Origin of the sequence: Maridesulfovibrio sp. FT414 (assembly GCF_050916235.1) — a bacterium.
Lineage (GTDB): Bacteria > Desulfobacterota > Desulfovibrionia > Desulfovibrionales > Desulfovibrionaceae > Maridesulfovibrio.
In genome coordinates, this window is sequence record NZ_CP104854.1 from 1,494,529 (window position 1) to 1,515,262 (window position 20,734).

Annotated in this window: 21 protein-coding genes; 13 read left to right on the forward strand and 8 right to left on the reverse strand. The window is 53.1% G+C overall.

Annotation, left to right across the window (positions count from 1 at the left end; translation table 11 throughout):
- Positions 1–123: 123 nt before the first annotated feature.
- The 3 genes from cmk to N7E73_RS06610 form a co-directional block, all read right to left on the reverse strand.
- Positions 124–795, reverse strand: coding sequence for a (d)CMP kinase (gene cmk / locus N7E73_RS06600; RefSeq protein WP_432738246.1), 672 nt, complete (start codon positions 793–795; stop codon positions 124–126).
- The gene (hisC, locus tag N7E73_RS06605; RefSeq protein WP_432738247.1) at positions 795–1,889 is read right to left on the reverse strand and encodes a histidinol-phosphate transaminase; all 1,095 of its coding nucleotides are present in this window, start codon (positions 1,887–1,889) and stop codon (positions 795–797) included. Before hisC ends, cmk begins: the two co-directional genes overlap by 1 nt.
- A 539-nt stretch (positions 1,890–2,428) precedes the next feature.
- On the reverse strand, positions 2,429–2,869 hold the full coding sequence (locus N7E73_RS06610) for a universal stress protein (protein WP_432738249.1): 441 nt from the start codon (positions 2,867–2,869) through the stop codon (positions 2,429–2,431).
- A gap of 285 nt (positions 2,870–3,154) precedes the next feature.
- On the opposite strand from N7E73_RS06610, the gene N7E73_RS06615 reads away from it, so the two are divergent.
- Positions 3,155–3,631, forward strand: a complete 477-nt coding sequence (locus tag N7E73_RS06615) for a hypothetical protein (RefSeq protein ID WP_432738250.1) — start codon at positions 3,155–3,157, stop codon at positions 3,629–3,631.
- 226 nt (positions 3,632–3,857) lie between these two features.
- On the opposite strand, the gene N7E73_RS06620 is transcribed toward N7E73_RS06615, so the two are convergent.
- The 3 genes from N7E73_RS06620 to N7E73_RS06630 all read right to left on the reverse strand — a co-directional run bounded on the left by N7E73_RS06620 (position 3,858) and on the right by N7E73_RS06630 (position 6,327).
- Positions 3,858–4,808 carry a hypothetical protein gene (locus N7E73_RS06620; RefSeq protein WP_432738251.1) on the reverse strand — a complete coding sequence of 317 codons (951 nt, stop codon included), beginning with the start codon at positions 4,806–4,808 and terminating at the stop codon, positions 3,858–3,860.
- Positions 4,789–5,028 (reverse strand): hypothetical protein, encoded by a 240-nt coding sequence (locus tag N7E73_RS06625; protein WP_432738252.1) that lies wholly within the window; start codon positions 5,026–5,028, stop codon positions 4,789–4,791. The genes N7E73_RS06620 and N7E73_RS06625 overlap by 20 nt, the downstream gene beginning before the upstream one ends.
- Positions 5,029–5,220: 192 nt before the next feature.
- Entirely contained in the window at positions 5,221–6,327 is a 1,107-nt protein-coding gene (locus N7E73_RS06630) for a LeuA family protein (protein ID WP_432738253.1), read from the reverse strand.
- Positions 6,328–6,649: 322 nt separating this feature from the next.
- On the opposite strand from N7E73_RS06630, the gene nifH reads away from it, so the two are divergent.
- The 11 genes from nifH to N7E73_RS06685 all read left to right on the forward strand — a co-directional run bounded on the left by nifH (position 6,650) and on the right by N7E73_RS06685 (position 17,712).
- Positions 6,650–7,477 carry a nitrogenase iron protein gene (gene nifH / locus N7E73_RS06635; RefSeq protein ID WP_432738254.1) on the forward strand — a complete coding sequence of 276 codons (828 nt, stop codon included), beginning with the start codon at positions 6,650–6,652 and terminating at the stop codon, positions 7,475–7,477.
- Positions 7,478–7,514: 37 nt separating this feature from the next.
- Complete coding sequence (locus N7E73_RS06640) at positions 7,515–7,862, forward strand: P-II family nitrogen regulator (RefSeq protein ID WP_432738256.1); 348 nt, start codon at positions 7,515–7,517, stop codon at positions 7,860–7,862.
- 1 nt (position 7,863) lies between these two features.
- Positions 7,864–8,238, forward strand: coding sequence for a P-II family nitrogen regulator (locus N7E73_RS06645; RefSeq protein WP_432738257.1), 375 nt, complete (start codon positions 7,864–7,866; stop codon positions 8,236–8,238).
- A 19-nt stretch (positions 8,239–8,257) separates the two neighbouring features.
- Positions 8,258–9,895: a nitrogenase molybdenum-iron protein alpha chain gene (gene nifD, locus N7E73_RS06650; RefSeq protein ID WP_432738258.1), complete on the forward strand. Its 1,638-nt coding sequence runs from the start codon at positions 8,258–8,260 to the stop codon at positions 9,893–9,895.
- 18 nt (positions 9,896–9,913) lie between these two features.
- Positions 9,914–11,287 carry a nitrogenase molybdenum-iron protein subunit beta gene (nifK, locus tag N7E73_RS06655; protein ID WP_432738259.1) on the forward strand — a complete coding sequence of 458 codons (1,374 nt, stop codon included), beginning with the start codon at positions 9,914–9,916 and terminating at the stop codon, positions 11,285–11,287.
- Between the two features lie 130 nt (positions 11,288–11,417).
- Entirely contained in the window at positions 11,418–12,542 is a 1,125-nt protein-coding gene (locus N7E73_RS06660) for a NifB/NifX family molybdenum-iron cluster-binding protein (protein WP_432738260.1), read from the forward strand.
- 124 nt (positions 12,543–12,666) lie between these two features.
- The gene (locus N7E73_RS06665) at positions 12,667–12,969 is read left to right on the forward strand and encodes a (2Fe-2S) ferredoxin domain-containing protein (RefSeq protein ID WP_432738261.1); all 303 of its coding nucleotides are present in this window, start codon (positions 12,667–12,669) and stop codon (positions 12,967–12,969) included.
- A gap of 14 nt (positions 12,970–12,983) precedes the next feature.
- The gene (locus N7E73_RS06670; protein WP_432738263.1) at positions 12,984–13,439 is read left to right on the forward strand and encodes a GNAT family N-acetyltransferase; all 456 of its coding nucleotides are present in this window, start codon (positions 12,984–12,986) and stop codon (positions 13,437–13,439) included.
- A 47-nt stretch (positions 13,440–13,486) separates the two neighbouring features.
- A complete protein-coding gene (gene nifE, locus N7E73_RS06675; RefSeq protein ID WP_432738265.1) occupies positions 13,487–14,842 on the forward strand; it encodes a nitrogenase iron-molybdenum cofactor biosynthesis protein NifE in 1,356 nt (451 codons plus the stop codon).
- 195 nt (positions 14,843–15,037) lie between these two features.
- On the forward strand, positions 15,038–16,396 hold the full coding sequence (locus N7E73_RS06680) for a nitrogenase component 1 (RefSeq protein ID WP_432738266.1): 1,359 nt from the start codon (positions 15,038–15,040) through the stop codon (positions 16,394–16,396).
- A gap of 47 nt (positions 16,397–16,443) precedes the next feature.
- Positions 16,444–17,712, forward strand: coding sequence for a radical SAM protein (locus tag N7E73_RS06685; RefSeq protein WP_432738267.1), 1,269 nt, complete (start codon positions 16,444–16,446; stop codon positions 17,710–17,712).
- Between the two features lie 210 nt (positions 17,713–17,922).
- On the opposite strand, the gene N7E73_RS06690 is transcribed toward N7E73_RS06685, so the two are convergent.
- Positions 17,923–18,429 (reverse strand): DinB family protein, encoded by a 507-nt coding sequence (locus N7E73_RS06690; protein WP_432738268.1) that lies wholly within the window; start codon positions 18,427–18,429, stop codon positions 17,923–17,925.
- Positions 18,430–18,550: 121 nt separating this feature from the next.
- Positions 18,551–19,522: a diguanylate cyclase domain-containing protein gene (locus tag N7E73_RS06695; protein ID WP_432738269.1), complete on the reverse strand. Its 972-nt coding sequence runs from the start codon at positions 19,520–19,522 to the stop codon at positions 18,551–18,553.
- A gap of 246 nt (positions 19,523–19,768) precedes the next feature.
- Here N7E73_RS06695 and N7E73_RS06700 point away from each other — a divergent pair, with 246 nt between their 5' ends.
- Positions 19,769–20,626 (forward strand): hypothetical protein, encoded by an 858-nt coding sequence (locus tag N7E73_RS06700; protein WP_432738270.1) that lies wholly within the window; start codon positions 19,769–19,771, stop codon positions 20,624–20,626.
- Positions 20,627–20,734: the final 108 nt, after the last annotated feature.

Below are 20,734 nucleotides of genomic sequence, written 5' to 3' on the forward strand. Positions count from 1 at the left end.
TTCATAAGAGTGATGTGTTAGTAACGGCTGATGCAAAGTCAAGCCGCCTTTGACCCGAAAAAACCGCAGGCCGCCCGGACTTCTGTCCAAGCGGCCCGATAAATTCAGGATTTGAAAAAGGTTCTAATCGTATATTTTTTTAACTTCTTCCACCAGACGTTCAAAGACTCCATGAATGTCGAGCCTTGTGGTATCGACAATAATGGCGTCTTCAGCAGGTCTGAGCGGTGCAACCTTGCGATTACGGTCCTGTTCGTCGCGAACCCTGATCTGCTCGGTAAGTTCGGCGAGATCGGCAGGCTTACCCATTTCCTGCAACTGGAGGAACCTGCGGTGTGCACGCTCCTCCAGATCTGCATCCAGAAAGAACTTGCAGGCGGCCTGCGGGAAAATGACCGTTCCCATATCGCGCCCCTCGGCAATAAGCGAGGTGGTATGGCCGATCCCGCGCTGGGCGATCTTTTGGTATTCGCGAACAGCCGGTATTCTGGCCATGTTTGAAGCCCACATACCGACTGTTTCCGTGCGGATTTCATCGGTCAGGGGAATCCCGTTCAGGCTCAGCACTGAATTGGACCCACTGCCGGACAGGGCGAATTCAAGAGAATCCAGTCCTTCCTTCAAGCGTTCCTCGGACCATTCCCACGACCCCTCGCCCAGTTTCCAGGCAGTGCCGCGGAACATGGCCCCGGTATCGAGATATGCAATTTCAAAGCGGTCGGCCAGACGCTTGGCCAGGGAGGATTTTCCTACCCCGGCAGGCCCGTCAAGGGTAATGATAAAAGGAACGGGCATTAAAGGATCTCCCTGATGGTCTTGAGGAAGACTTCGTTCTCATAGTCGGTTCCCATGTTTACACGGATGTATTCCGGCAGACCGAAGCTCTTGAGCGGACGGACAATAATGCCGCGCCTCAACAGCTCCTCAAAGACCTCCACGGCATCGCGGGTAGGCTTGAACATAACAAAGTTGGCCTGTGAATCCAGCACTTCGCAGCCCATCTCGCGCAGACCGGAAGTAAACCGCTTACGGCCGCGCAGTACCACATCCAGAGTGGTGTTGTAAAAAACCTCATCCGCGAGAACTGCAATGGCAGCCTCCTCGGCAAGCAGATTTACGGTGAAGGGAGCACGGGCACTGTTGATATAACCGGCCAGTTCAGGACTCATGATCCCGAAACCGACGCGCAGTCCGGCCAGTCCGTAAGCCTTGGAAAAGGTTCTGGTCAGCACGATGTTGGGAAATTCGTTGAGCAGCCCGCGCATGTCGTAGACTTCTGCCGGAGTTGCGAAATCTATGTAGGCCTCATCAATCGCCAGTATGGTATGCTCCGGGATGGACGCGGCCATTTCACGGACCTCGGCGGCAGTAACGGCAAGCCCGGTGGGGTTGTCGGGGGTGGTAAGGAATACAATGGCAGTCTTTTCGGAGACAGCTTCGGCAAGAGCCTTCAGAGGCTGCCGGTATCCTTCCCCACGGGGTATCTGGCGGAAATTTATGCCGCACAACCGGGACATGAGCCGGTACATGCTGAAGCAGGATTCATAAGTCAGCACCTCATCCTGTCCCGGCTGGGCCTTGATGCGCACCAGCAGGTCAATAACTTCATCTGATCCGTTGCCACTGATGATCTGGGCCTCGTCCACGCCGACACGCTCGGCAATGGCCCGGTTCAGACGCGGGTTGCCGTTGTGGGGATAGCGAAAAACATAGGGGGCATGGCGGTTAATGGCCTTCTGGGCCAGAGGGGAAGCCCCCAGCGGGTTTTCGTTGCTGGCGAGTTTGATTACGGTATCGAGGCCGTACTTCTGCTTGATTTCATCGATGGTCAGCCCCGGAGCGTAAGGGGTTGAATCCATCATATCTGGGCGGACCTTGATGGCTGACATACTGGAATCCTTTTTTAAGTAGACTTTGATGCGCTATGCGCTTTTGACAGGTGATTTCGCCTCCGGCGGCCAAAGGAGCAAGCCCCTTTGGAATCCCCATTAGTTGCAGTCTATTAACAGTAAAACTGCCGCAAAAATTTATGCTTTGCAGAGCTATGGAAATAGCCATATCAACTAAAACAGAACTATCCGTTTCCGGTATGTCATCCAGGAAAAACCAGAAAACCATTCATTGGGGAAAAGCTCTGCGATTTCAAACTGAATAAATTGTTATTCACTACGGCTAGGGCTTGATAAAAGGCTTTTCCGGCCCCGGATGGGACCGCCGGTAGGCAATGTAGTTGGGAACGGGAGGTTTGTCAAAACTGAGCGGGCAGAAAAAGGCTGAAAAAATGCGCCCCCCGCCTGATGCTGGGACGGGGGGCTCTCGGGGTTAGGAGGTCAGACCGAAAGACTTGGCACATTGCCTTTCTCCGGCCTGTCTGAGGTTGTCTTTCATGATGGTCTCAAAACATCATCACATTAAGACGGGCATCCGGTTATGCGGGCCTGATGGTCAGAACCGGGCACTTGGCGGACTTTACCACCTTCTCAGCCACGGAACCGAACAGAATCCGGTCTATTCCGGCACGACCGTGGGTGCCCATGATCACAAGATCGATGCCTTCGCTTTCAGCGATGCTCAGGATTTCCTCGGCAGCATAGCCGGTAACGACCTTGCCGTTTACGTTCATACCCTTGAAGTTTTCCTCAATAAAAGTCTCCATTGTAGAATCTGCACCGGTCACAATCTCACCGACAAAATTTTCAATGGAGCTGGGCGGTACATGGAATCCCACATACTGATCCAGAGACGGGGCCACGTACAGACACATGATCTCCGCTCCCATTGTCTTTGCCAGAGTGCTTGCGTAGTCAGCTACAACAGGGCTGTGATCGGAAAAGTCCACTGCGCACAGAATCTTCTTGATGGTTGCCATATTAGTCCTCCCTGTTATCAGTTTGAATATGGAAGAAAGTGCATTTCAAAATTTCTTACTTCAAATAGTAACGGAAAATGCAAGGCATGGACAAGCATTTTCTTATGTTTTATCATTCAGGTGGAAAAAAAGTCTTCCCTTTAATTTTGTTAAGCTTTCTTGGGAATTTTTTTCCGACCTCACATAAAGACAAATACTACGAATTCAGCCACTTAGTGTAAAGTCTAGACTTTGGCAAGCTCATTGCATAAAGATCTGCGAAACCACAGGCTGAGGAGTAAGCATATGAAGATAAGTCCTGAACAGATTGAAGCCTTACAACAGCAGCAACAGCAAGCGAACAAGGCAAAGAAGGTGAACGGGGCGGCTTTCGGAGAATTCCTGAATCAGGAAGTACAGCAGGGCGAAGCCCAGAAGACTGCTACTCACACTCCGTTACCGGGTCTTCAGGCCATGAACCCCCTGCTGCAGTTGCAGCAGACAGCGCCGGTACAGACCGCTCAGATCAGCGAAGGCGAATTCGTGGGCAAGGTCGAGGAACTTTTCGGTAAGCTGGAAACCTACGCACAGCAGCTCGGATCAGAAGGCGGGCTCAAGCAGGCATACAGTACTCTCGAAGGAATTCAAGGTGGAGTTGAATCCCTAAAGAAGAACTGGCCCGGTGTTAACAGCGAAAACCCGGAACTCGGTTCCATTGTCTCCGAACTGGAAGTCATGGCTGCGACCGAACAGATCAAATTTAACAGGGGAGACTACGCGTAGAACACGCAGAACTTTCCCATGTGCAGGCAAAACTGCACAGAAAAACCGCAAACCCGATATGGGTGAGCGGTTTTTTTTATGCTGTGATTTTCAGTGACAGACATATCGTCACCGAATGATTCCAACCTACAACCTGTATTTTCGATTATTTCTACGGGGTGTTAAATCGCCAGCCAGAACTATCTTTCCTGAAAACAGATGAATTGAAGATCTGAACCTCAGTCGCTTACACCGAACACCGGAGTGCTCCGAAAAGATTATCCAGCTGCGGCAGGAAAGGCGCAGTCCTGAGCTCGTATTCATCAAAGCCGAGCACGACTGGTTCCGCATCAGGTGAGGATCTCACTTCCATTGCCCCGGGATTGAAGGAGATGAGCATGGGAACAATCTCCTTGTCCCCGTCCCCGCACAGGGACTCCCGGTATTCGGGAATGAATGAAACCTTCCGTCCGGAACTGTGCGTGGCGGAAACCGATGTAAGGGTAGTCACCAGCCGAAGCACCTCACCGTTGTCTCCGAACACCAGAGACCCGGAATCGCCGTTAATACCCACGGCATCCGAGTCGTAGGCAGTTATGATTCCTGCCGGAGTCCTGACCTGTACCGGTTCGGCAGGTTCCAGCGAAACCAGCCTTCCTTCCGGGCTGAAACTCATACCTATTCTGGTCTTCACGGCTCCGCAGGGAGTTTTCAGCGTGACGGTTTCACCGGGCCAGAGGGTGATGGACCGCAGCGCACCGCTCTCATAAAAACAGAGCCCGATAACCTTTACATTGAGAGGTCCGGCCGGGGTCTCAAGTGTCAGTCTGCCTGCCAGCTTTTCCTCGTCTTCCTGTGTCCAGTAGCCGGAAAGCTTGCCGTTCAAAGGAAATACTCTTTTAACCCGCCCGGATTCGTAAAATGTGACCATCTCTGCCGGAATTATTCCCGAAGGGGTAAACACCGGTGTAATCCGCTCAAGAGGAAGGGTTTTCACGTTGCCGTTCTCATAGAAGTGAACGGCCTGCACAGTCTTGCGTCGCAGGTCGTCAGTGGAAAATTGGGGGGTAAGTTCTCCAGCTTCGGTCAAAAGTACACATTCTTCCACAGGAGAACAGGAGCGGACAACTCCGCTCCTGTAAAATTCAACAGTACCGGCCACGGGAATCTGCCCGGCTTCAGTTATGCATAAGTTCATCAACTGCCCTCCTCAGCTCAAGGGAAATAGTGCCTTCTCCAAAAGATCCGTTCACCTTCCCTGTAGAAACTTTATATTTTACATTCAGATACGTCATTCCTTCACCCCTTCCTCTGACCAGCAGATATGTTGCGTATGCCGCCACAACCATCAGAACCAGCCCGGCAACAGGATACGGTTCAAGGAATGTCAGTAAATCGGTGATATGTATTTTCAACATGCTTTACCCCGCCTGTGCATAAATGTTCAGGAGGCGTCCCGGTCCGCCCAGGGTGTACAGCTGCAACGGATACGGGAACGGCTCCATCAGTCAGTTCTTTCTCCTGCGAGCATTGTCGCAGCTCGGCAGAATAGACGGGACGGGCCATCATAGCGATCCAGAAAAATATCAGAATACTGCGTTTTATCAGACTCATGACAGTAACTCTCCGTTGCTGAGTTTAAGCAGCTCACTGCGGGTCAACGGACGGCTGAGCCTGCAGGAAAGCTGACGCACAGCCTCTGTCAGAGTGGCAAGATCTGTTGCGGAGCTGTCCACTCCGCACTCGTTCAGGGCACTGCGAACCGCAGCCCGGCCACTCTTTCCACCCACGGCCAGTTTGCGGGATATGCCCACGGACTCGGGATTGTAAGGCTCGAAAAGATCCGGAGACTTACTGAGTGCGTGGGTATGCAGTCCTGATTCACATGCAAAAATGTCGGTTCCTACAACGGCCTTGGTCCTTGAAACAGGTACCTTGGCTGCAGCGGATACAAGCAGACATACATCCTTGAGGACATCGGTCGAGTAACCTTCATGTCCTCCACGCAGGGCCAGGTGGGCCACAAGCTCCTCGGTGGCGGCAATGCCCGAGCGCTCACCGATGCCAAGGACAGAAACGTCCGCATAATCCGCACCAGCTTCAAGGGCGGTCACGGAGTTAGCAGTCGCCATACCGAAATCGTCATGGCAGTGGACCGCGATGTCTATGGTGATCCGGGACCGGAATCTTGAGACCAGCTTTTCCATGGCAAGCGGGGTCAGTTGCCCGAGAGAATCCGAAAGCCTGACCCTTGAAGCTCCGCACACTTCCGCATGCAGGGCCATGGACATGGCAAAGTCGGCATCCGCGCGGGATATATCCTCAAGACCGACCGAAACATATTCGAAGCCGGCTTTTTTGGCGGTACGTATGGCAGCTGCAAGCTTGCGCAGCATGGACTGCCGGTCCGACTCCAGACGCTTTTCAATATGCAGGTCGGAAACAGGCACCCCGATACTGATGCGGTCAACAGGCAGTCTGGATGCAGCCAGAATATCTTTTTCACGGCAGGGAGACCAAACGCTCAGTCGGGTGTTCTTATTTACTGCGCTCAAATGCTGTGCAAACTCGATGATACCTTCCTGGCCGACCCAACCGATCTCAATCTCTTCCACGCCCATCTTCATGAGCCCGTCGGCTATACGCATTCTGGTTTCAACGTTGAAGTATGCTCCGAACAACTGTGCGCCTTCACGCAGGGTGGTATCTATCAGCATTTCATCATCCTCCACGGGATTAACAGTTCACACTTCCCTTGAGCATAATTGATGCCAAAATCAATCCGGACCATATCTTCATTAATTTATATTAAATACTGCCAGTTAGACCATTTTTGACAGAATACAGAAGTGTAGTCTGCTACACTTTTGCGTACATATTTAGTTTATTCCTACAATTTTGTCGCCTGACAAAGACACCCCGCACACCAAAATAAATTTTATAATTTCAGTGAATTACGCACTGCATCGTCATTTGGCACGCACCTTGCCTTAAGGGCTACAGCATCAACGACAACAATCCAACCCCATGGAGGAAATTATGAGAAAGGTAGCAATTTACGGAAAAGGCGGAATAGGAAAGTCCACAACCACCCAGAACACCGTTGCAGGTCTGGCAACAATGGACCGTAAAGTAATGGTCGTTGGCTGTGACCCCAAGGCCGACTCAACCCGCCTTCTGCTCGGCGGTCTCGCCCAGAAGTCCGTACTCGACACCCTTCGCGAAGAAGGTGAGGACGTTGAACTTGAGGATATCCGCAAGCCCGGTTTCGGTGAATCATGGTGTGTTGAATCCGGCGGCCCTGAACCCGGTGTAGGTTGTGCAGGACGCGGTATCATCACTTCCATCAATATGCTGGAAAACCTCGGTGCCTACGATGAATCAGAAAACCTCGACTATGTTTTCTACGACGTTCTCGGCGACGTTGTATGCGGCGGATTCGCAATGCCCATCCGCGACGGTAAGGCAGAAGAAATCTACATCGTATGTTCCGGTGAAATGATGGCCATGTATGCAGCCAACAACATCTGCAAGGGTATCATGAAATACGCACAGTCCGGCGGCGTTCGCCTGGGCGGTCTTATCTGCAACTCCCGTAACGTAGACAACGAGAAAGAGATGATCGAAGAGCTGGCCCGCAAGCTCGGCACCCAGATGATCTACTTCGTTCCCCGCGACAACGACGTACAGCGTGCGGAAATCAACCGTAAGACAGTTATCGAGTGGAACCCCGAAGTAAAACAGGCCGACACATACAGGGGACTGGCCAAGGCTATCGACGAAAACAAAATGTTCGTCATCCCCACCCCGCTTGAAATCGACGAACTCGAACAGCTGCTCCTCGATTACGGCCTGATGGAAGCTTAATTCCCCTATTTTTAACAGCACACAAGGAGAGACGAAAATGATGATCATGGTGAGAGCAATTGTAAGACCAGAGAAAGCTGACGATGTCCTTGCGGCACTTATGGACAACGGCTTCCCCGCCGTAACCAAATACTCAGTAGCCGGCCGCGGTAAACAGCGCGGCATCAAAATCGGCGAAGTGACCTATGACGAAATCCCCAAAACCATGCTCATGAGCGTGGTCAAGGCAGAAGACAAGGACTTCGTTATCAGCACCATCATGGATGCGGCACGCTCAGGAACCAAAGGCGCATTCGGCGACGGAAAGATCTTCGTAACCGATGTTGAAGACGTCTACACCATCAGTTCCGGTATCAACGAAGCGGCCCCGGCAAAGGAGGCCTAGTATGAAGGAGATCATCGCTGTCGTGCGGATGAACATGATGAACCGCACCAAGAAAGCCATAACCGCAGCAGGCGTTGACGCCTTCTTCGCCCACGAGGCCCAGGGCCGTGGAAAAGGCTTCGTCAACACAACCGTGCTTGAAGGGGCTGAAATGGGATACGAGGAAGCAGCGGCAGTACTGGGAGAAAAGGGCAACCTCTACCCCAAAAGGGTATTGACCGCAGTGGTCCCCGATAAAGACGTGGACGCAATTGTCACTGCCATCATGGAAGTTAACAGGACCGGAAAGCCCGGCGACGGAAAGATCTTCATCTGCCCCATCGGCGATGCAGTAAGAGTAAGAACCGGTGAGACCGGCGCAAAGTCCATCGCTTAACACCACAGGAGAATATGAAATGACTACCAAGACCAAAGTGGTGCAGTGGGACCCGGCGGACGTCAAGGATGAGCTTCTCAAGAAGTATCCGCCTAAAGTGGCCCGCAAGCGCGCCAAGCAGATAATGATCAACGAGGCGACCGAAAGTGAAACTCCGCCGGAAATTGTAGCCAACGTGCGCACCATCCCCGGCATCATCACCATGCGCGGCTGCACCTACGCAGGCTGTAAGGGCGTTATCATGGGCCCCACCCGCGACATCGTGAACATCACCCACGGTCCCATCGGCTGCGGATTCTACTCCTGGCTGACCCGCCGTAACCAGACCGACGCAGGTCCGGACGGCGAAAACTATATGACCTACTGCTTCTCCACCGACATGCAGGATCAGGATATCATCTTCGGTGGAGAAAAGAAGCTCGAGGCAGCAATTCAGGATGCATACGACCTCTTCCATCCCAAGGGCATCTGCATCTTCTCCACCTGCCCGGTAGGCCTGATAGGTGACGATGTACACGCCGTTGCCAGAAAGATGAAAGCAAAATTCGGCGACTGCAACGTCTTTGCCTTCTCCTGTGAAGGTTACAAGGGTGTATCCCAGTCCGCCGGTCACCACATAGCAAACAACGAGGTTTTCACCCACCTGGTGGGAACAAATGAAACCCCGCGTACCGAAGAGTACAAGATCAACCTGCTCGGAGAATACAACATCGGCGGTGACGGTTTTGAAATCGACCGTGTTCTCAAGAAATGCGGCATCACCAACCTCGCCACCTTCTCCGGCAACTCAACATACGACCAGTTCGCATCGGCCCAGCATGCCGACCTGAGCTGTGTAATGTGCCACCGTTCCATCAACTACGTGGCAGACATGCTGGAAACCAAATACGGCATCCCCTGGATCAAGGTTAACTTCATCGGAGCTGAAGCCACCGCCAAGTCCCTTCGCAAGATAGGTGAATACTTCGGCGACAAGAAGCTCATCGACCGCATTGAAGAAGTAATCGCCGAGGAAATGCCTGAAGTGGAAGCAGTTGCTGCGGATGTACGTTCCCGCACCGAAGGCAAGACCGCAATGCTCTTTGTCGGTGGTTCCCGTGCACACCACTATCAGGAACTGTTCAATGAAATGGGCATGAAGACCCTGTCCGCCGGTTATGAATTCGGTCACCGCGATGACTACGAAGGCCGCCGCGTAATCCCGGATATCAAGGTCGACGCCGACTCCCGTAACATCGAAGAGCTGGATGTAGTGCCTGATGACAAGCTTTACCGCCCGCGTAAAACCGAAGCTGAAATCAAGGCCCTTGAAGACGCAGGCTACCAGTTCAAGCATTACGAAGGCCTTAACCCGGATATGGACAAGGGGACCATCATTATCGACGACCTCAACCAGTACGAGGCTGAAAAACTGGTTGAACTGCTCAAGCCGGACCTCTTCTGCGCAGGTATCAAGGAGAAATTCTCCATCCAGAAGACCGGTGTCCCCTTGAAGCAGCTTCACAGCTACGACTCCGGAGGTCCTTACGCAGGATTCCAGGGCGCGATCAACTTCTACAAGGAAATCGACCGCCTCGTCGGCAGCAAGGTCTGGAGCTACATGAAAGCACCCTGGCAGGAAAACCCGGAACTGACAGCCACGTTTGTCTGGGAATAGCAGATAAGGAGATATGACATGTTACTCAGACACACCCCCACTGAAATAAAAGAACGCAAGGCCCTGGTCATCAACCCGGCCAAGACCTGTCAGCCGATCGGAGCCATGTATGCGGCTCTCGGCATCAAAGGCTGCCTGCCCCACTCACACGGTTCGCAGGGCTGCTGTGCCTACCACCGCTCGGCTCTTACCAGGCACTACAAGGAACCTGTATCTGCAGCGACCAGTTCCTTCACCGAAGGTGCATCGGTATTCGGCGGTCAGGCCAACCTACTGCAGGCCATGGACAACATATTCACCGTCTACGAACCCGAGATCATCGCGGTACACACCACATGTCTCTCGGAAACCATCGGTGACGACCTGAACCAGATCATCAACAAAGGCCACAAGGAAGGAAAGATTCCGGTCGGAAAAACTGTAATCGGCGCACCTACTCCCAGTTACGTCGGTTCCCACGTCACCGGATTCTCCAACATGGTCAAGGCAATGGCCGAACTGGCCGAGCCTTCCAGCAAGAAGAACGGCAAGGTCAACGTCATCCCCGGCTGGGTTGAACCCTGTGACATGGAAGAGATCAAGAGACTGTGTTCGCTCATCGGCGTGAACATCACCATGTTCCCCGACACCTCCGGTGTACTCAACGGTCCCATGAACGGCGAGTACAAGATGTTCCCCGACGGTGGTGTAACCGTGAAGGAACTCAAGGAATGCGGACAGGCAATCGGCACTCTCGCCCTTGGCGAATGGTGCTCCGCCGATGCAGCCCGCTGGCTCGACTCCAAGCACAAGGTGCCCTGTTCCGTGCTGGATATGCCCTTCGGTCTCAAGGCGACCGACCGGTTCATAGATGTACTGCGCACCGTAGCCGGCGCTTCCATCCCCGAGTCCATCTCCGTCGAACGCGGACAGCTCGTGGATATGATCACCGACATGCACCAGTACTTCTACGGAAAGAGAGTTGCCATCTACGGTGACCCGGATCAGCTGATCTCCATGGTTGAATTCCTGTGCTCCATCGATATGTGCCCCGTATACGTCATCACCGGCACACCGGGCAAAAAGTTTGAAAAGCGCATCAAGGAAATCACCAAGGATATGCCCTTCGAGGTCAAGGTCAAGGCAAAGGGCGACATGTTCACCCTGCACCAGTGGATCAAGAACGAGCCCGTGGACCTGCTCATCGGCAACACCTACGGCAAGTATATCGCCCGTGACGAAGACATTCCGTTCCTGCGCTGGGGCTTCCCCATCCTGGACCGGCAGGGCCACCAGTACTTCCCCACCGTCGGCTACAAAGGCGGCCTGCGGTTGCTCGAAAAAATACTCGGCCTGCTTCTCGACCGCATGGATCGCGATGCACCCGAAACCAAATTCGAACTGGTTTACTAAACGCAATCAATGCCATGCGGGGCCTTCGGCCACCCTCCGGGGGCCCCGCGAGGCTTTGGTCGGAACTAACCCACCAAGCCACAACCAATGCGGAACAACTTAAACAAACATTTAAACCGGGAGCTTTAACATGACTTCATATTCTGCCCATCCCTGCTTCGGACCGTCCGCCAAAGCTTCCGTGGCCCGCATGCATCTTCCTGTAGCACCGCGATCCAACGCCCGCATCCGCTTTGCTCCAGACAGCAAGGCAGCGGCAGCAATGTCCCCGGAAGCGGCACTTTCAATCCTCGACCACGCAATTGAAGACGGAAGAAAAATAAAAGTAGTCGGCATTACCGGCCCCGGTGACCCTTTGACCGCCTTTGAGCCCTGCTTCAGGACTCTGGCAATGGTTAAGGACAAATACCCGGACATGAAGCTGTGCCTGACCACCCTCGGCCTTGACGGCGAACGCTACGCCGAAAAGCTGGCCGAGCTCAAAATTTCCCACATCACTGTTCTGGTAGACGCGGTTGATCCCGGTGTTGCCGAGACCATCTACGCCTGGATCCGCCCGTCCACCAAAACAGTACCCCTGCCCGAAGCCGCAAAAATACTGGTGGAAGAGCAGGCCAAATCAATCAGAGCCTTCAAAAACGCAGGACTGACCGTGAAAGTGAACACCACGGTCTACGCGGAAAATGCGGATCACATTGAGGCAATTGCACGAACCGTAAAAGAATACGGTGCAGACATAATGGCCGTAACTCCCTTCCTGCCCGAAGGAGACAGTGATTTTCAGGCTGTAAGTACCGAGCAGATTGAAACAGCCCGCACACTTGCCGCCAACCATATCGAGCTCATGGAACCATGGGTCAAATGCGGGGCGGAGATTGAGGTTCCTCCGACTGGCGCTCTGCCCCGCTCCACCAGGGAACGGCCCAATGTTGCAGTCGTAAGCTCTTCGGGAATGGATATAGACCAGCACCTCGGCCAGGCCCATCAGGTACTTATCTACGGTCCCCGCAAAGACGGGCTGACCTGCCTGCTGGAGACCCGCCCGGCCCCTGAACCCGGCAGCGGAGAACTGCGCTGGGAAACCCTGGCCGAAACCCTGAAGGACTGTTTTGCGCTGCTTACCTCCAGCGCCGGAGCTAAACCCAGGCAGGTCCTCGAATCAAAAGGAATCAGGGTCATCATCTCCGAGGAAAACGTGGAAGGCACAGTAGACGTACTCTACGGCGGCGGAAAGAAAGGAAAATGCAAAAAATAAGTCGATCGGAACAGACTCAGCCGCAAGCATCTTTCAAAAGCGCGCAAGCGCACAAACCCAGCCCTGCAGGGTCGCCAAAGGCCCCTAAGGCACAATTCATAAAAAAAGCACAAGGAGAGGAAATATGGCTACCCCGGAGAAAATGATCATTTGTTGTCAGAGTTTTCGTGCAGCAGGAGACCCGAAAGGTATCTGCCACAAGCAGACCGACGGTTTTCTGCAGTACATCGAGGAAGAAATCATCGACCGTGGAATAGATGCACTTGTTGTGGCCACCAGTTGCCTGAAGCAGTGTGACAACGGTCCCATCCTCGTGGTTCAGCCCGAGAACTGGTGGTTCAAGGGAGTTGATTCCGAGGCTGCCATTGATGCGATTCTTGACGGACTGGAAGACGGCGAACCCTGTGCCGATTACCTGATTGATTAGGGAAGGATAGACACATGCCGGCCACCGCAACCATCCGCACAGCCAGATCCGCAGACCTTGAACCCATGGCAAACCTGCTGAAGATGCTCTTCTCCATCGAAACGGACTTCTCGGCAGATCGCTCAAGGCAGCTTACGGGGCTCAGAATGCTGATGGGAAACCCACGGGCCCGCATTCTTGTCGCGGATCACGGCGGCGAGGTGGTCGGCATGTGCACCGGTCAGATAGTGATTTCCACCGCAGAGGGCGGACCTTCGATACTGGTGGAAGACGTAGTTGTCCGTGAGGACTTTCAGAACCGGGGCATCGGACGCCTGCTCATGCAGGGCCTGTACGAGTTCGCAGAAGAAAACAGAGCAACAAGGCTGCAGTTACTTGCAGACTGCGACAACCAGCCGGCGCTGAATTTTTACGAAAAAACAGGCTGGGGCAAAACAAAAATGATCTGCCTCAGACGAAAGAACAGTTAACCAGAGCAACCTGATTTTAACACAGTGTATAGACCACGGAGTCAGCCATGAATGAATACATCCTTGACGAACGCAAAGACCAGATTCACCGCACCGGAGAAGGCGCACTGGACATGGCCTGCAACCGTCCCTCCCTTGCAGGGGCCGTCAGTCAGAGAGCATGCGTTTTCTGCGGATCAAGGGTTGTCCTTTATCCCATCGCCGATGCCCTGCACCTCGTGCACGGTCCCATCGGGTGTGCGGTGTACACCTGGGATATCCGCGGCGCGCTTTCCAGCGGCCCGGAACTGCACCGCCTTTCCTTTTCCACCGACCTGCAGGAAACAGATGTCATTTTCGGAGGCGAGAAAAAACTTGAGGCCGCTCTCGACGAGCTGATCGACCGCCACAGCCCCAAGGCCGCCTTCGTATATTCGACCTGCATAGTCGGCCTTATCGGCGACGACCTTGAAGCAGTCTGCAGGAAGATGACCGAGAAGAAGGGCATCCCCGTACTTCCCGTACAGTCCGAAGGATTCAAGGGCAGCAAGCGCGAGGGATACCTCGCCGCCTGCAAGGCCATGTTCAAGCTCGTCGGAACCGAAGACACCTCCGACATTTCTCCTCTTTCCGTGAACATCCTCGGCGACTTCAATCTTGCAGGAGAAATCTGGATCATCCGTGAATATTTCAGAAAGATGGGGGTGGAAGTTGTCGCCAACATCACCGGCGACGGACGTGTAAAGGATATCGGGCGCAGCCATGGCGCGGCCCTCAACCTTGTACAGTGTTCCGGGGCGACATTGGATTTGGCAAAGATGATGAAAGAGGAGTACGGCACCCCGTTTATGCGCGTCTCCTACCTCGGCATCGAAGATATGGCGGACTCCCTCTATCAGGTTGCTGATTTCTTCAAGGATGTCGACCCGGACATTGTCAAACGCACCGAAGATCTCGTTCGTGATGAACTCTCAAAGCTCATGCCCGAGCTGGCCCGCATGCGCAAGGACCTCGAAGGCAAGAAAGTTGCCATGTACGTTGGCGGCTCCTTCAAGGCATTCTCGCTGCTCAAGGCTTTCCGCCATCTGGGCATGAAAGTGGTCATGGTCGGTTCCCAGACCGGTACCAAGGAAGACTACGAAGAACTGGCCCGCATATCCGATCCCGGAACCATCCTCGTGGATGACGCAAACCCGCTGGAACTGTCCGCATTCATAAAGGAAAAAGACGTGGACATCTTTGTAGGCGGAGTAAAGGAACGCCCCATCGCCTACAAGCTCGGCGTCGGCTTCTGCGATCATAACCACGAAAGGAAGGAAGCACTCGAAGGCTTCGAGGGTATGCTCAACTTCGCCCGCGAAATCCATTCCTCGGCCATGAGCCCGGTCTGGCAGTTCGCACCCCGCAGGGCGAAACGGAAGTAATGTGATTTGATGCGCTATCGCGCTTTTGATGATCGCATTCACAGTTCTTTTAAATGACATTTTCCCGCTGACAGCGACGAAACCTAATAAAAGGTTTTGGGATTCTTAAACCCTTTTGCAAAAGGGTTTAAGTCCCCGGAGGACCAGCCGCAAGGCACCCGAAAAGGTTGCAAGAAGCGATTCAGGAGTTCAGACATGACTACCAAGAGTAAGAATTACACATCCACCACCAATGCCTGCAAACTTTGCACCCCCCTCGGCGCATCCCTGGCCTTCCGCGGCGTGGAAGGAGCCATCCCGTTCCTGCACGGTTCACAGGGCTGTGCAACCTACATGCGCAGATACATTATCAGCCACTTCCGCGAGCCGGTTGACATCGCATCTTCCGCACTCGGCGAAAAGCACGCCATCTACGGTGGAGCCCCGAACCTTAAGAAGGGCATCCTCAACGTAATGAAGAAATACGAGCCGAAACTCATCGGCGTGGCAACCACCTGCCTCACCGAAACCATCGGTGATGATGTTCCCAGATATCTTTTCGAATTCAATGAAGAATTCGGAGACCTCGAACTTCCGGAAATCGTGGAAGTTTCCACCCCCAGCTACAATGGCACCCATACCGACGGCTGGCACGGTGCGGTCCGATCCCTGGTGGATCAGCTCAACATGAGCAAGGTGGAGAGCAACAACTCTGTAAACATCCTGCCCAACATGATTTCCTGCGAAGATATCCGCCACCTGCGTGACATCTGTGAGGACTTCGGGGTTGAAGCAACAATTTTACCCGATATTTCGGAAACCTTGGACGGTCCTGCACTGGAGGATTACGTGAAGATCCCCTCCGGCGGGACCCCCATAGCATCCATAAAAAAGATGTCCGGCGCTGATGCCACCATCGAATTCGGCCGCTGCCTGCCAGCTGAAACCGGCGGGACCGTGCTGGCTTCAAAGTTTGGCGTGGCGAACCATCGCATAGGCATTCCCATGGGACTGCGTGAATCGGACACCTTTTTCGAAACCCTTGAAGCAGTATCCGGCAGCAGCATGCCTGCACGCTACGAACGCGAACGCGGCAGGCTGATAGATGCCTATGTGGATGGACACAAATATGTGTTCGGAAAACGGGCTGTTGTGTACGGCGAAGAAGACCTAGTAACCGGACTCTGCGCATTTCTGGCAGAAATTGGCGTTGATGTAATCCTTGCGGGGACCGGTTCAAAGAAAAAAGGACTCACGGAAGCCGTTACCGCAGTTACCGAAGGTGTTGCCCGCCGCATACCGGAAATACACGAAGGCGTGGACTTCCACGACATCGCAGAACGTGCCGGTGAACTGAAGCCTGACCTGCTCATCGGCCATTCCAAAGGCTACCGCTATGCAAAGGAATGGGGAATCCCCCTTATCCGCGTCGGCTTCCCTGTGCACGACCGTTTCGGCGGCCAGAGGCTGCTGCATATCGGCTACAAGGGTGCATTGAACATGTTCGACCGCATAGTCAACGCAGTGCTTGAAAAGAAGCAGGCCGACAGTCCGGTCGGATATGGCTACATGTAAAAATTCAATCCTCATATACAAATATAAATCACTCCGGGAGACAGATCATGAAAGATACAACAAAACACCCATGTTTCAACAAGGAAACCGCAGGTTCGTGCGGTCGTGTACATCTCCCTGTTGCACCCAAGTGCAACATCCAGTGCAACTACTGCAACCGCAAGTATGACTGTGTAAACGAATCCCGCCCCGGAGTTACCAGCAGTGTTCTCAAGCCCTTTCAGGCTGCGGAATACATGGATGCAGTTCTGGAAAAGGAACCGCGCATAACCGTAGCCGGTATTGCCGGTCCCGGTGACCCGTTCGCCAACCCCGAGGAAGTGCTTGAAACCATGCGCCTGCTGAATGAGAAGCACCCACAGCTCCTGTTCTGCCTCTCCTCCAACGGCATGGGCATACTGCCCTACCTTGATGACATTGCAGATCTCGGCGTATCCCATGTGACCATTACCATCAGTGCAGTCGACCCCGCCATTGGCGCTAAGATTTATTCATGGGTCAAGGACGGCAACGTGGTCTACCGTGGAGAGAAGGGAGCTGAAGTCCTTCTGGAACGTCAGCTTGCAGCAATCAAGGGACTCAAGGAACGCGGCATCGTGGTCAAGGTGAACAGCATCGTAATTCCCGGAGTGAATGAAGACCACATTACCGAAGTTTCAAGAGTTGTGGCAGAACTGGGTGCTGATATCCAGAACATGATCCCCCTCAAACCCACCGAGGGAACCCCGTTCGCGGAGATCATCGAACCTGGGCACGAGACCATCGGTCCCCTGCGCAAGGAAGCAGGCAAGGTCATAGAACAGATGACCCACTGCAAGCGCTGCCGCGCCGATGCCGTAGGGCTGCTAGGCAACGACCAGTCGGCTGCCCTCTGCGGAACCCTCAAGGCCTGTTCCGAACTCAGGCCCATCGACATCAATGCACCCCGCCCCTATGTCGCAGTGGCTTCGCGTGAAGGCATGCTTATCAACCAGCATCTCGGAGAGGCAAAAGAGTTTCATATCTGGGGCAAAAACGAAGAAGGCGGATTCAAGCTTGTGGAAAAGCGCAATGCCCCCGTAGCCGGGTGCGGTCCCAAGCGCTGGACTGATCTTGCAGCCACATTGAGCGACTGCCGGGCAGTGCTTGCAGCAGCCATCGGCGAAACTCCATCACTCATGCTGGAGGAAAACGGCATCATGCCTTACGTGGTCAGCGGATTTATAGAAAGCGCACTTGAAACCGTATATAACGGCGGCAACATGGAAGTCCACAAGGGCAGACGCGGTTCAATTGCCGACGCCTGCTGTACCGGAACCGGCACCAAGTGCGGCTGATCCGGATCAAGGATTCCAGATCAAAATATTCACGACCTGAAAATGGATTTTAAGAGTCCGGAGGAGCTTCCAAAAAGTTTCTCCGGACCCGGATAGCCCCGAAAGCTCTCCGGATGCATCATATAATATAGATAGAAACGACTCCGTTTCCATACACTGCGAAGCCCCGGCAAGTTGCTCTGTCCGGGGCTTCAACCTTTTCAGACGGGATCAGTCCATGCCGGTCAGGTATTCATCTCTGGTAAGCCAGAGCTCCTCCATTCTGTACATGTGCCAGTGGTCGTGCATGAGAATGTGCCGGGCAAAAATGAACAGCCCGTACTGCCTGTATTCGGGATGCACGGCCTTGCGCTGCCAGTCCTCAGGGGAAGCCTGCTCCAGAAGCTGCACAATCCTGACTCGCGCGGAGTGGAATCTGCTCAGGACATCCTTCATATCCGGCGGAGGTAACAATTTCGTATTATCGTCTTCTTCGGGCAGGAAGGGTACAAATTCAGGATTATCCTCGTTCAATATCCTTCTGATCCGTTCTTCCCCCATAGGCTGAACATCGGCCAGATGGGCGGCATGTTCCGCGATAGTCCAGAACCCATCCCCTCTTCTGCAGTGCAGAACTTCGTCAGGAAGGTCTGTTACAAGTCCGGACAAAATAACATGGCTTTCACGAAGCCCCTTCAAGACCGCTTCAATCTGAACATTAATCAAGCTTGTTTCCATTATGCAAAACCTCAATCTTGAACTGTTGCCTGTCTGAAATTAAAATCCCGCGCATATCCCGGCACACTCGGTATGCCCTGTCAGCCGTATTCAAAAAATTCAGGCAACCCGGATCCAATTATTACCTGCAGGTCACTCCGGCAAATGCAAATGTGTGCTTGCCCTCTTTCTTAGCCTCGAACATGGCACAATCAGCAGCCTGAAGAATTCGTTCCGGGTCATCTCCGTCATCAGGGAAAATGCTTATGCCTATGCTCACTCCCACGGAAACGCTTTCACCGAAACATGTTATCGGCCGTTCCAGTTTTTCTATCAAGTCTGCAGCAAGCCCGGCACAGTATTCACGGTTTCCGGAACTGCGCAGCAGAACTACAAACTCATCGCCACCGATCCTGCTCACGGAATCGGCATCTCTGCGGACCAGATCAACCATGCGCTTTGCCGTATCGCGCAGCACAGTATCGCCGCCCGCATGTCCGACACTGTCATTGACCTCCTTGAATCCGTCGAGATCAATATACATCACCGCAAAGGCATCCTTACCGCGCCTAGCCTGTGCAACAGCCTGTTCCAGTCGGTCCATGAACAAGGCCCTGTTGGGAAGTCCTGTAAGCGGATCATGATAGGCAAGGTGACTCATCCGCTCATAATTTGTCATATCAAGGATGACGCCTATCACCTTGCGACTATCCCCGATCAGCATGGACCGGCCGTGGACCTCGACAATATTGCGTGACCCGTCCTTGCGTAATCCGGTAAACGTATATCGCATCTCGTCACGCTTGCCGGACTGCCTTTTCTGAACGTTACCGGAAACCAGATCCCTGCATTCCGGGGCAACCAGCTCTGTTATGGGGAACCTGCCGACGATCTCTGCTGGAGAATCATAGCCGAATATTAGTGCGAAGGACTTGTTCACGTACGAAAACCGGCCGTCTTCGATCACATAAATCCCTACCAGAGACTGGTCCAGCAACCCGTTAAGAAAATCAACCGCATTTGAATTTCTGGACAATTCCAGCCTACAGGCTTCCAGTTCATCTTCCAGTCTCTTCTGTTTTTCTTCGGGATTATTGTTCTGTAGTTCATCCATATGAGTAATGTTTCGAAGTTTCCTTTTTTTTACTTTCAATCAACACTTCTACTGACCATTAATCACAGATAACACTTTTTGGCCTGATCTTCCACAGAAAGAACGAAAAGGACTTTGCTGTTCACCCCCGTACATGGCAGATACAGATGGACAGAAGGTTATGAAAAACAATCCGTTGCTCATATAACTATGGCAAAACTCCATAAAAGTGATTACTGTTGCTTTTAAATTCCATGGAGAGACCTTATGAGAAAAAACATTATAATTTCATCACTATGTACTGTTTTTTTACTTACCACAGCCTCATTTTCCCTCGCCCGGGAAGTATCGAAAGCTCTCCAATGCCCTCCGGGATGGACCGAAAAAGAAAACAACCCAGACGAACATCTTCTGAAAAAATGTATCTCCCCGGCTCACGATGCTTTTGTCGAACTATACCGGTATCCTGAAATGGGACTCTCCGTTAAGCAGATACTTGACGGCTGGACCGCTGAAATGTCCCGCAAGGGAATGCCCCTGCAGAATATGGTTTCCGAATCAGAGGACGAAGTCTCCGGAAGCCCGGCCCTGACCAGAACCTACGAAGGCTCCACAGGCTCCGGAACACAGTTCAGCTCGATCATAACCTGCTCCGGTTACAAGGATAAAAACTACATTCTGCTCGGGATGAACCTGACCGGTCATCAGGTCCAGCAGCAGGAAGTAATGCACACCATGTCCGTATGGAGATTTCCCGGTCAGGCGGAGTCAGACGCGACAGACTCCGGCGACAGCGGCAGCTTCAAAAACATTGGTGCATGCTGGGCCTGGGGACACTGGAAGGATGCCGCAGGCAACTCCATCCTGATCCTTCCTGACGGAAGAATCGTCTTTAACGGCAGCCTTGAAAAAAGGTGGAGACAGCAGAACGAGGATTCGATTGTAGTGGAACTTTCGCCTGAGCTGGGCGGAGGCACAGCAGTATGGAGCCATCCGGAAGGCAGAAATGATGCAATTATCCGCACCGTTCAACTTAATGAACAGCCGGATATAAAACCCATTCTGTTGCGCGCAGCATGGCAGTACAAGTACAAGGGAGAGTCATTCAGGGCCTGTCAGCACTAGCCATCAGCCTCGAACCGATAAAAAACAGGCACAGTTAAGCGGCAATTCACCCCGAGAGAATTTAACACCGGCCATGGACTTTCCTGTCAGAGCAAAAACACTATTCAT

Coding starts and splice junctions, on each gene's coding strand:
- cmk (WP_432738246.1), bottom strand. CDS start 795: ATGCCCGTTCCTTTTATCATTACCCTTGACGGGCCTGCCGGGGTAGGA.
- hisC (WP_432738247.1), bottom strand. CDS start 1,889: ATGTCAGCCATCAAGGTCCGCCCAGATATGATGGATTCAACCCCTTAC.
- N7E73_RS06610 (WP_432738249.1), bottom strand. CDS start 2,869: ATGGCAACCATCAAGAAGATTCTGTGCGCAGTGGACTTTTCCGATCAC.
- N7E73_RS06615 (WP_432738250.1), top strand. CDS start 3,155: ATGAAGATAAGTCCTGAACAGATTGAAGCCTTACAACAGCAGCAACAG.
- N7E73_RS06620 (WP_432738251.1), bottom strand. CDS start 4,808: ATGAACTTATGCATAACTGAAGCCGGGCAGATTCCCGTGGCCGGTACT.
- N7E73_RS06625 (WP_432738252.1), bottom strand. CDS start 5,028: ATGTTGAAAATACATATCACCGATTTACTGACATTCCTTGAACCGTAT.
- N7E73_RS06630 (WP_432738253.1), bottom strand. CDS start 6,327: ATGCTGATAGATACCACCCTGCGTGAAGGCGCACAGTTGTTCGGAGCA.
- nifH (WP_432738254.1), top strand. CDS start 6,650: ATGAGAAAGGTAGCAATTTACGGAAAAGGCGGAATAGGAAAGTCCACA.
- N7E73_RS06640 (WP_432738256.1), top strand. CDS start 7,515: ATGATGATCATGGTGAGAGCAATTGTAAGACCAGAGAAAGCTGACGAT.
- N7E73_RS06645 (WP_432738257.1), top strand. CDS start 7,864: ATGAAGGAGATCATCGCTGTCGTGCGGATGAACATGATGAACCGCACC.
- nifD (WP_432738258.1), top strand. CDS start 8,258: ATGACTACCAAGACCAAAGTGGTGCAGTGGGACCCGGCGGACGTCAAG.
- nifK (WP_432738259.1), top strand. CDS start 9,914: ATGTTACTCAGACACACCCCCACTGAAATAAAAGAACGCAAGGCCCTG.
- N7E73_RS06660 (WP_432738260.1), top strand. CDS start 11,418: ATGACTTCATATTCTGCCCATCCCTGCTTCGGACCGTCCGCCAAAGCT.
- N7E73_RS06665 (WP_432738261.1), top strand. CDS start 12,667: ATGGCTACCCCGGAGAAAATGATCATTTGTTGTCAGAGTTTTCGTGCA.
- N7E73_RS06670 (WP_432738263.1), top strand. CDS start 12,984: ATGCCGGCCACCGCAACCATCCGCACAGCCAGATCCGCAGACCTTGAA.
- nifE (WP_432738265.1), top strand. CDS start 13,487: ATGAATGAATACATCCTTGACGAACGCAAAGACCAGATTCACCGCACC.
- N7E73_RS06680 (WP_432738266.1), top strand. CDS start 15,038: ATGACTACCAAGAGTAAGAATTACACATCCACCACCAATGCCTGCAAA.
- N7E73_RS06685 (WP_432738267.1), top strand. CDS start 16,444: ATGAAAGATACAACAAAACACCCATGTTTCAACAAGGAAACCGCAGGT.
- N7E73_RS06690 (WP_432738268.1), bottom strand. CDS start 18,429: ATGGAAACAAGCTTGATTAATGTTCAGATTGAAGCGGTCTTGAAGGGG.
- N7E73_RS06695 (WP_432738269.1), bottom strand. CDS start 19,522: ATGGATGAACTACAGAACAATAATCCCGAAGAAAAACAGAAGAGACTG.
- N7E73_RS06700 (WP_432738270.1), top strand. CDS start 19,769: ATGAGAAAAAACATTATAATTTCATCACTATGTACTGTTTTTTTACTT.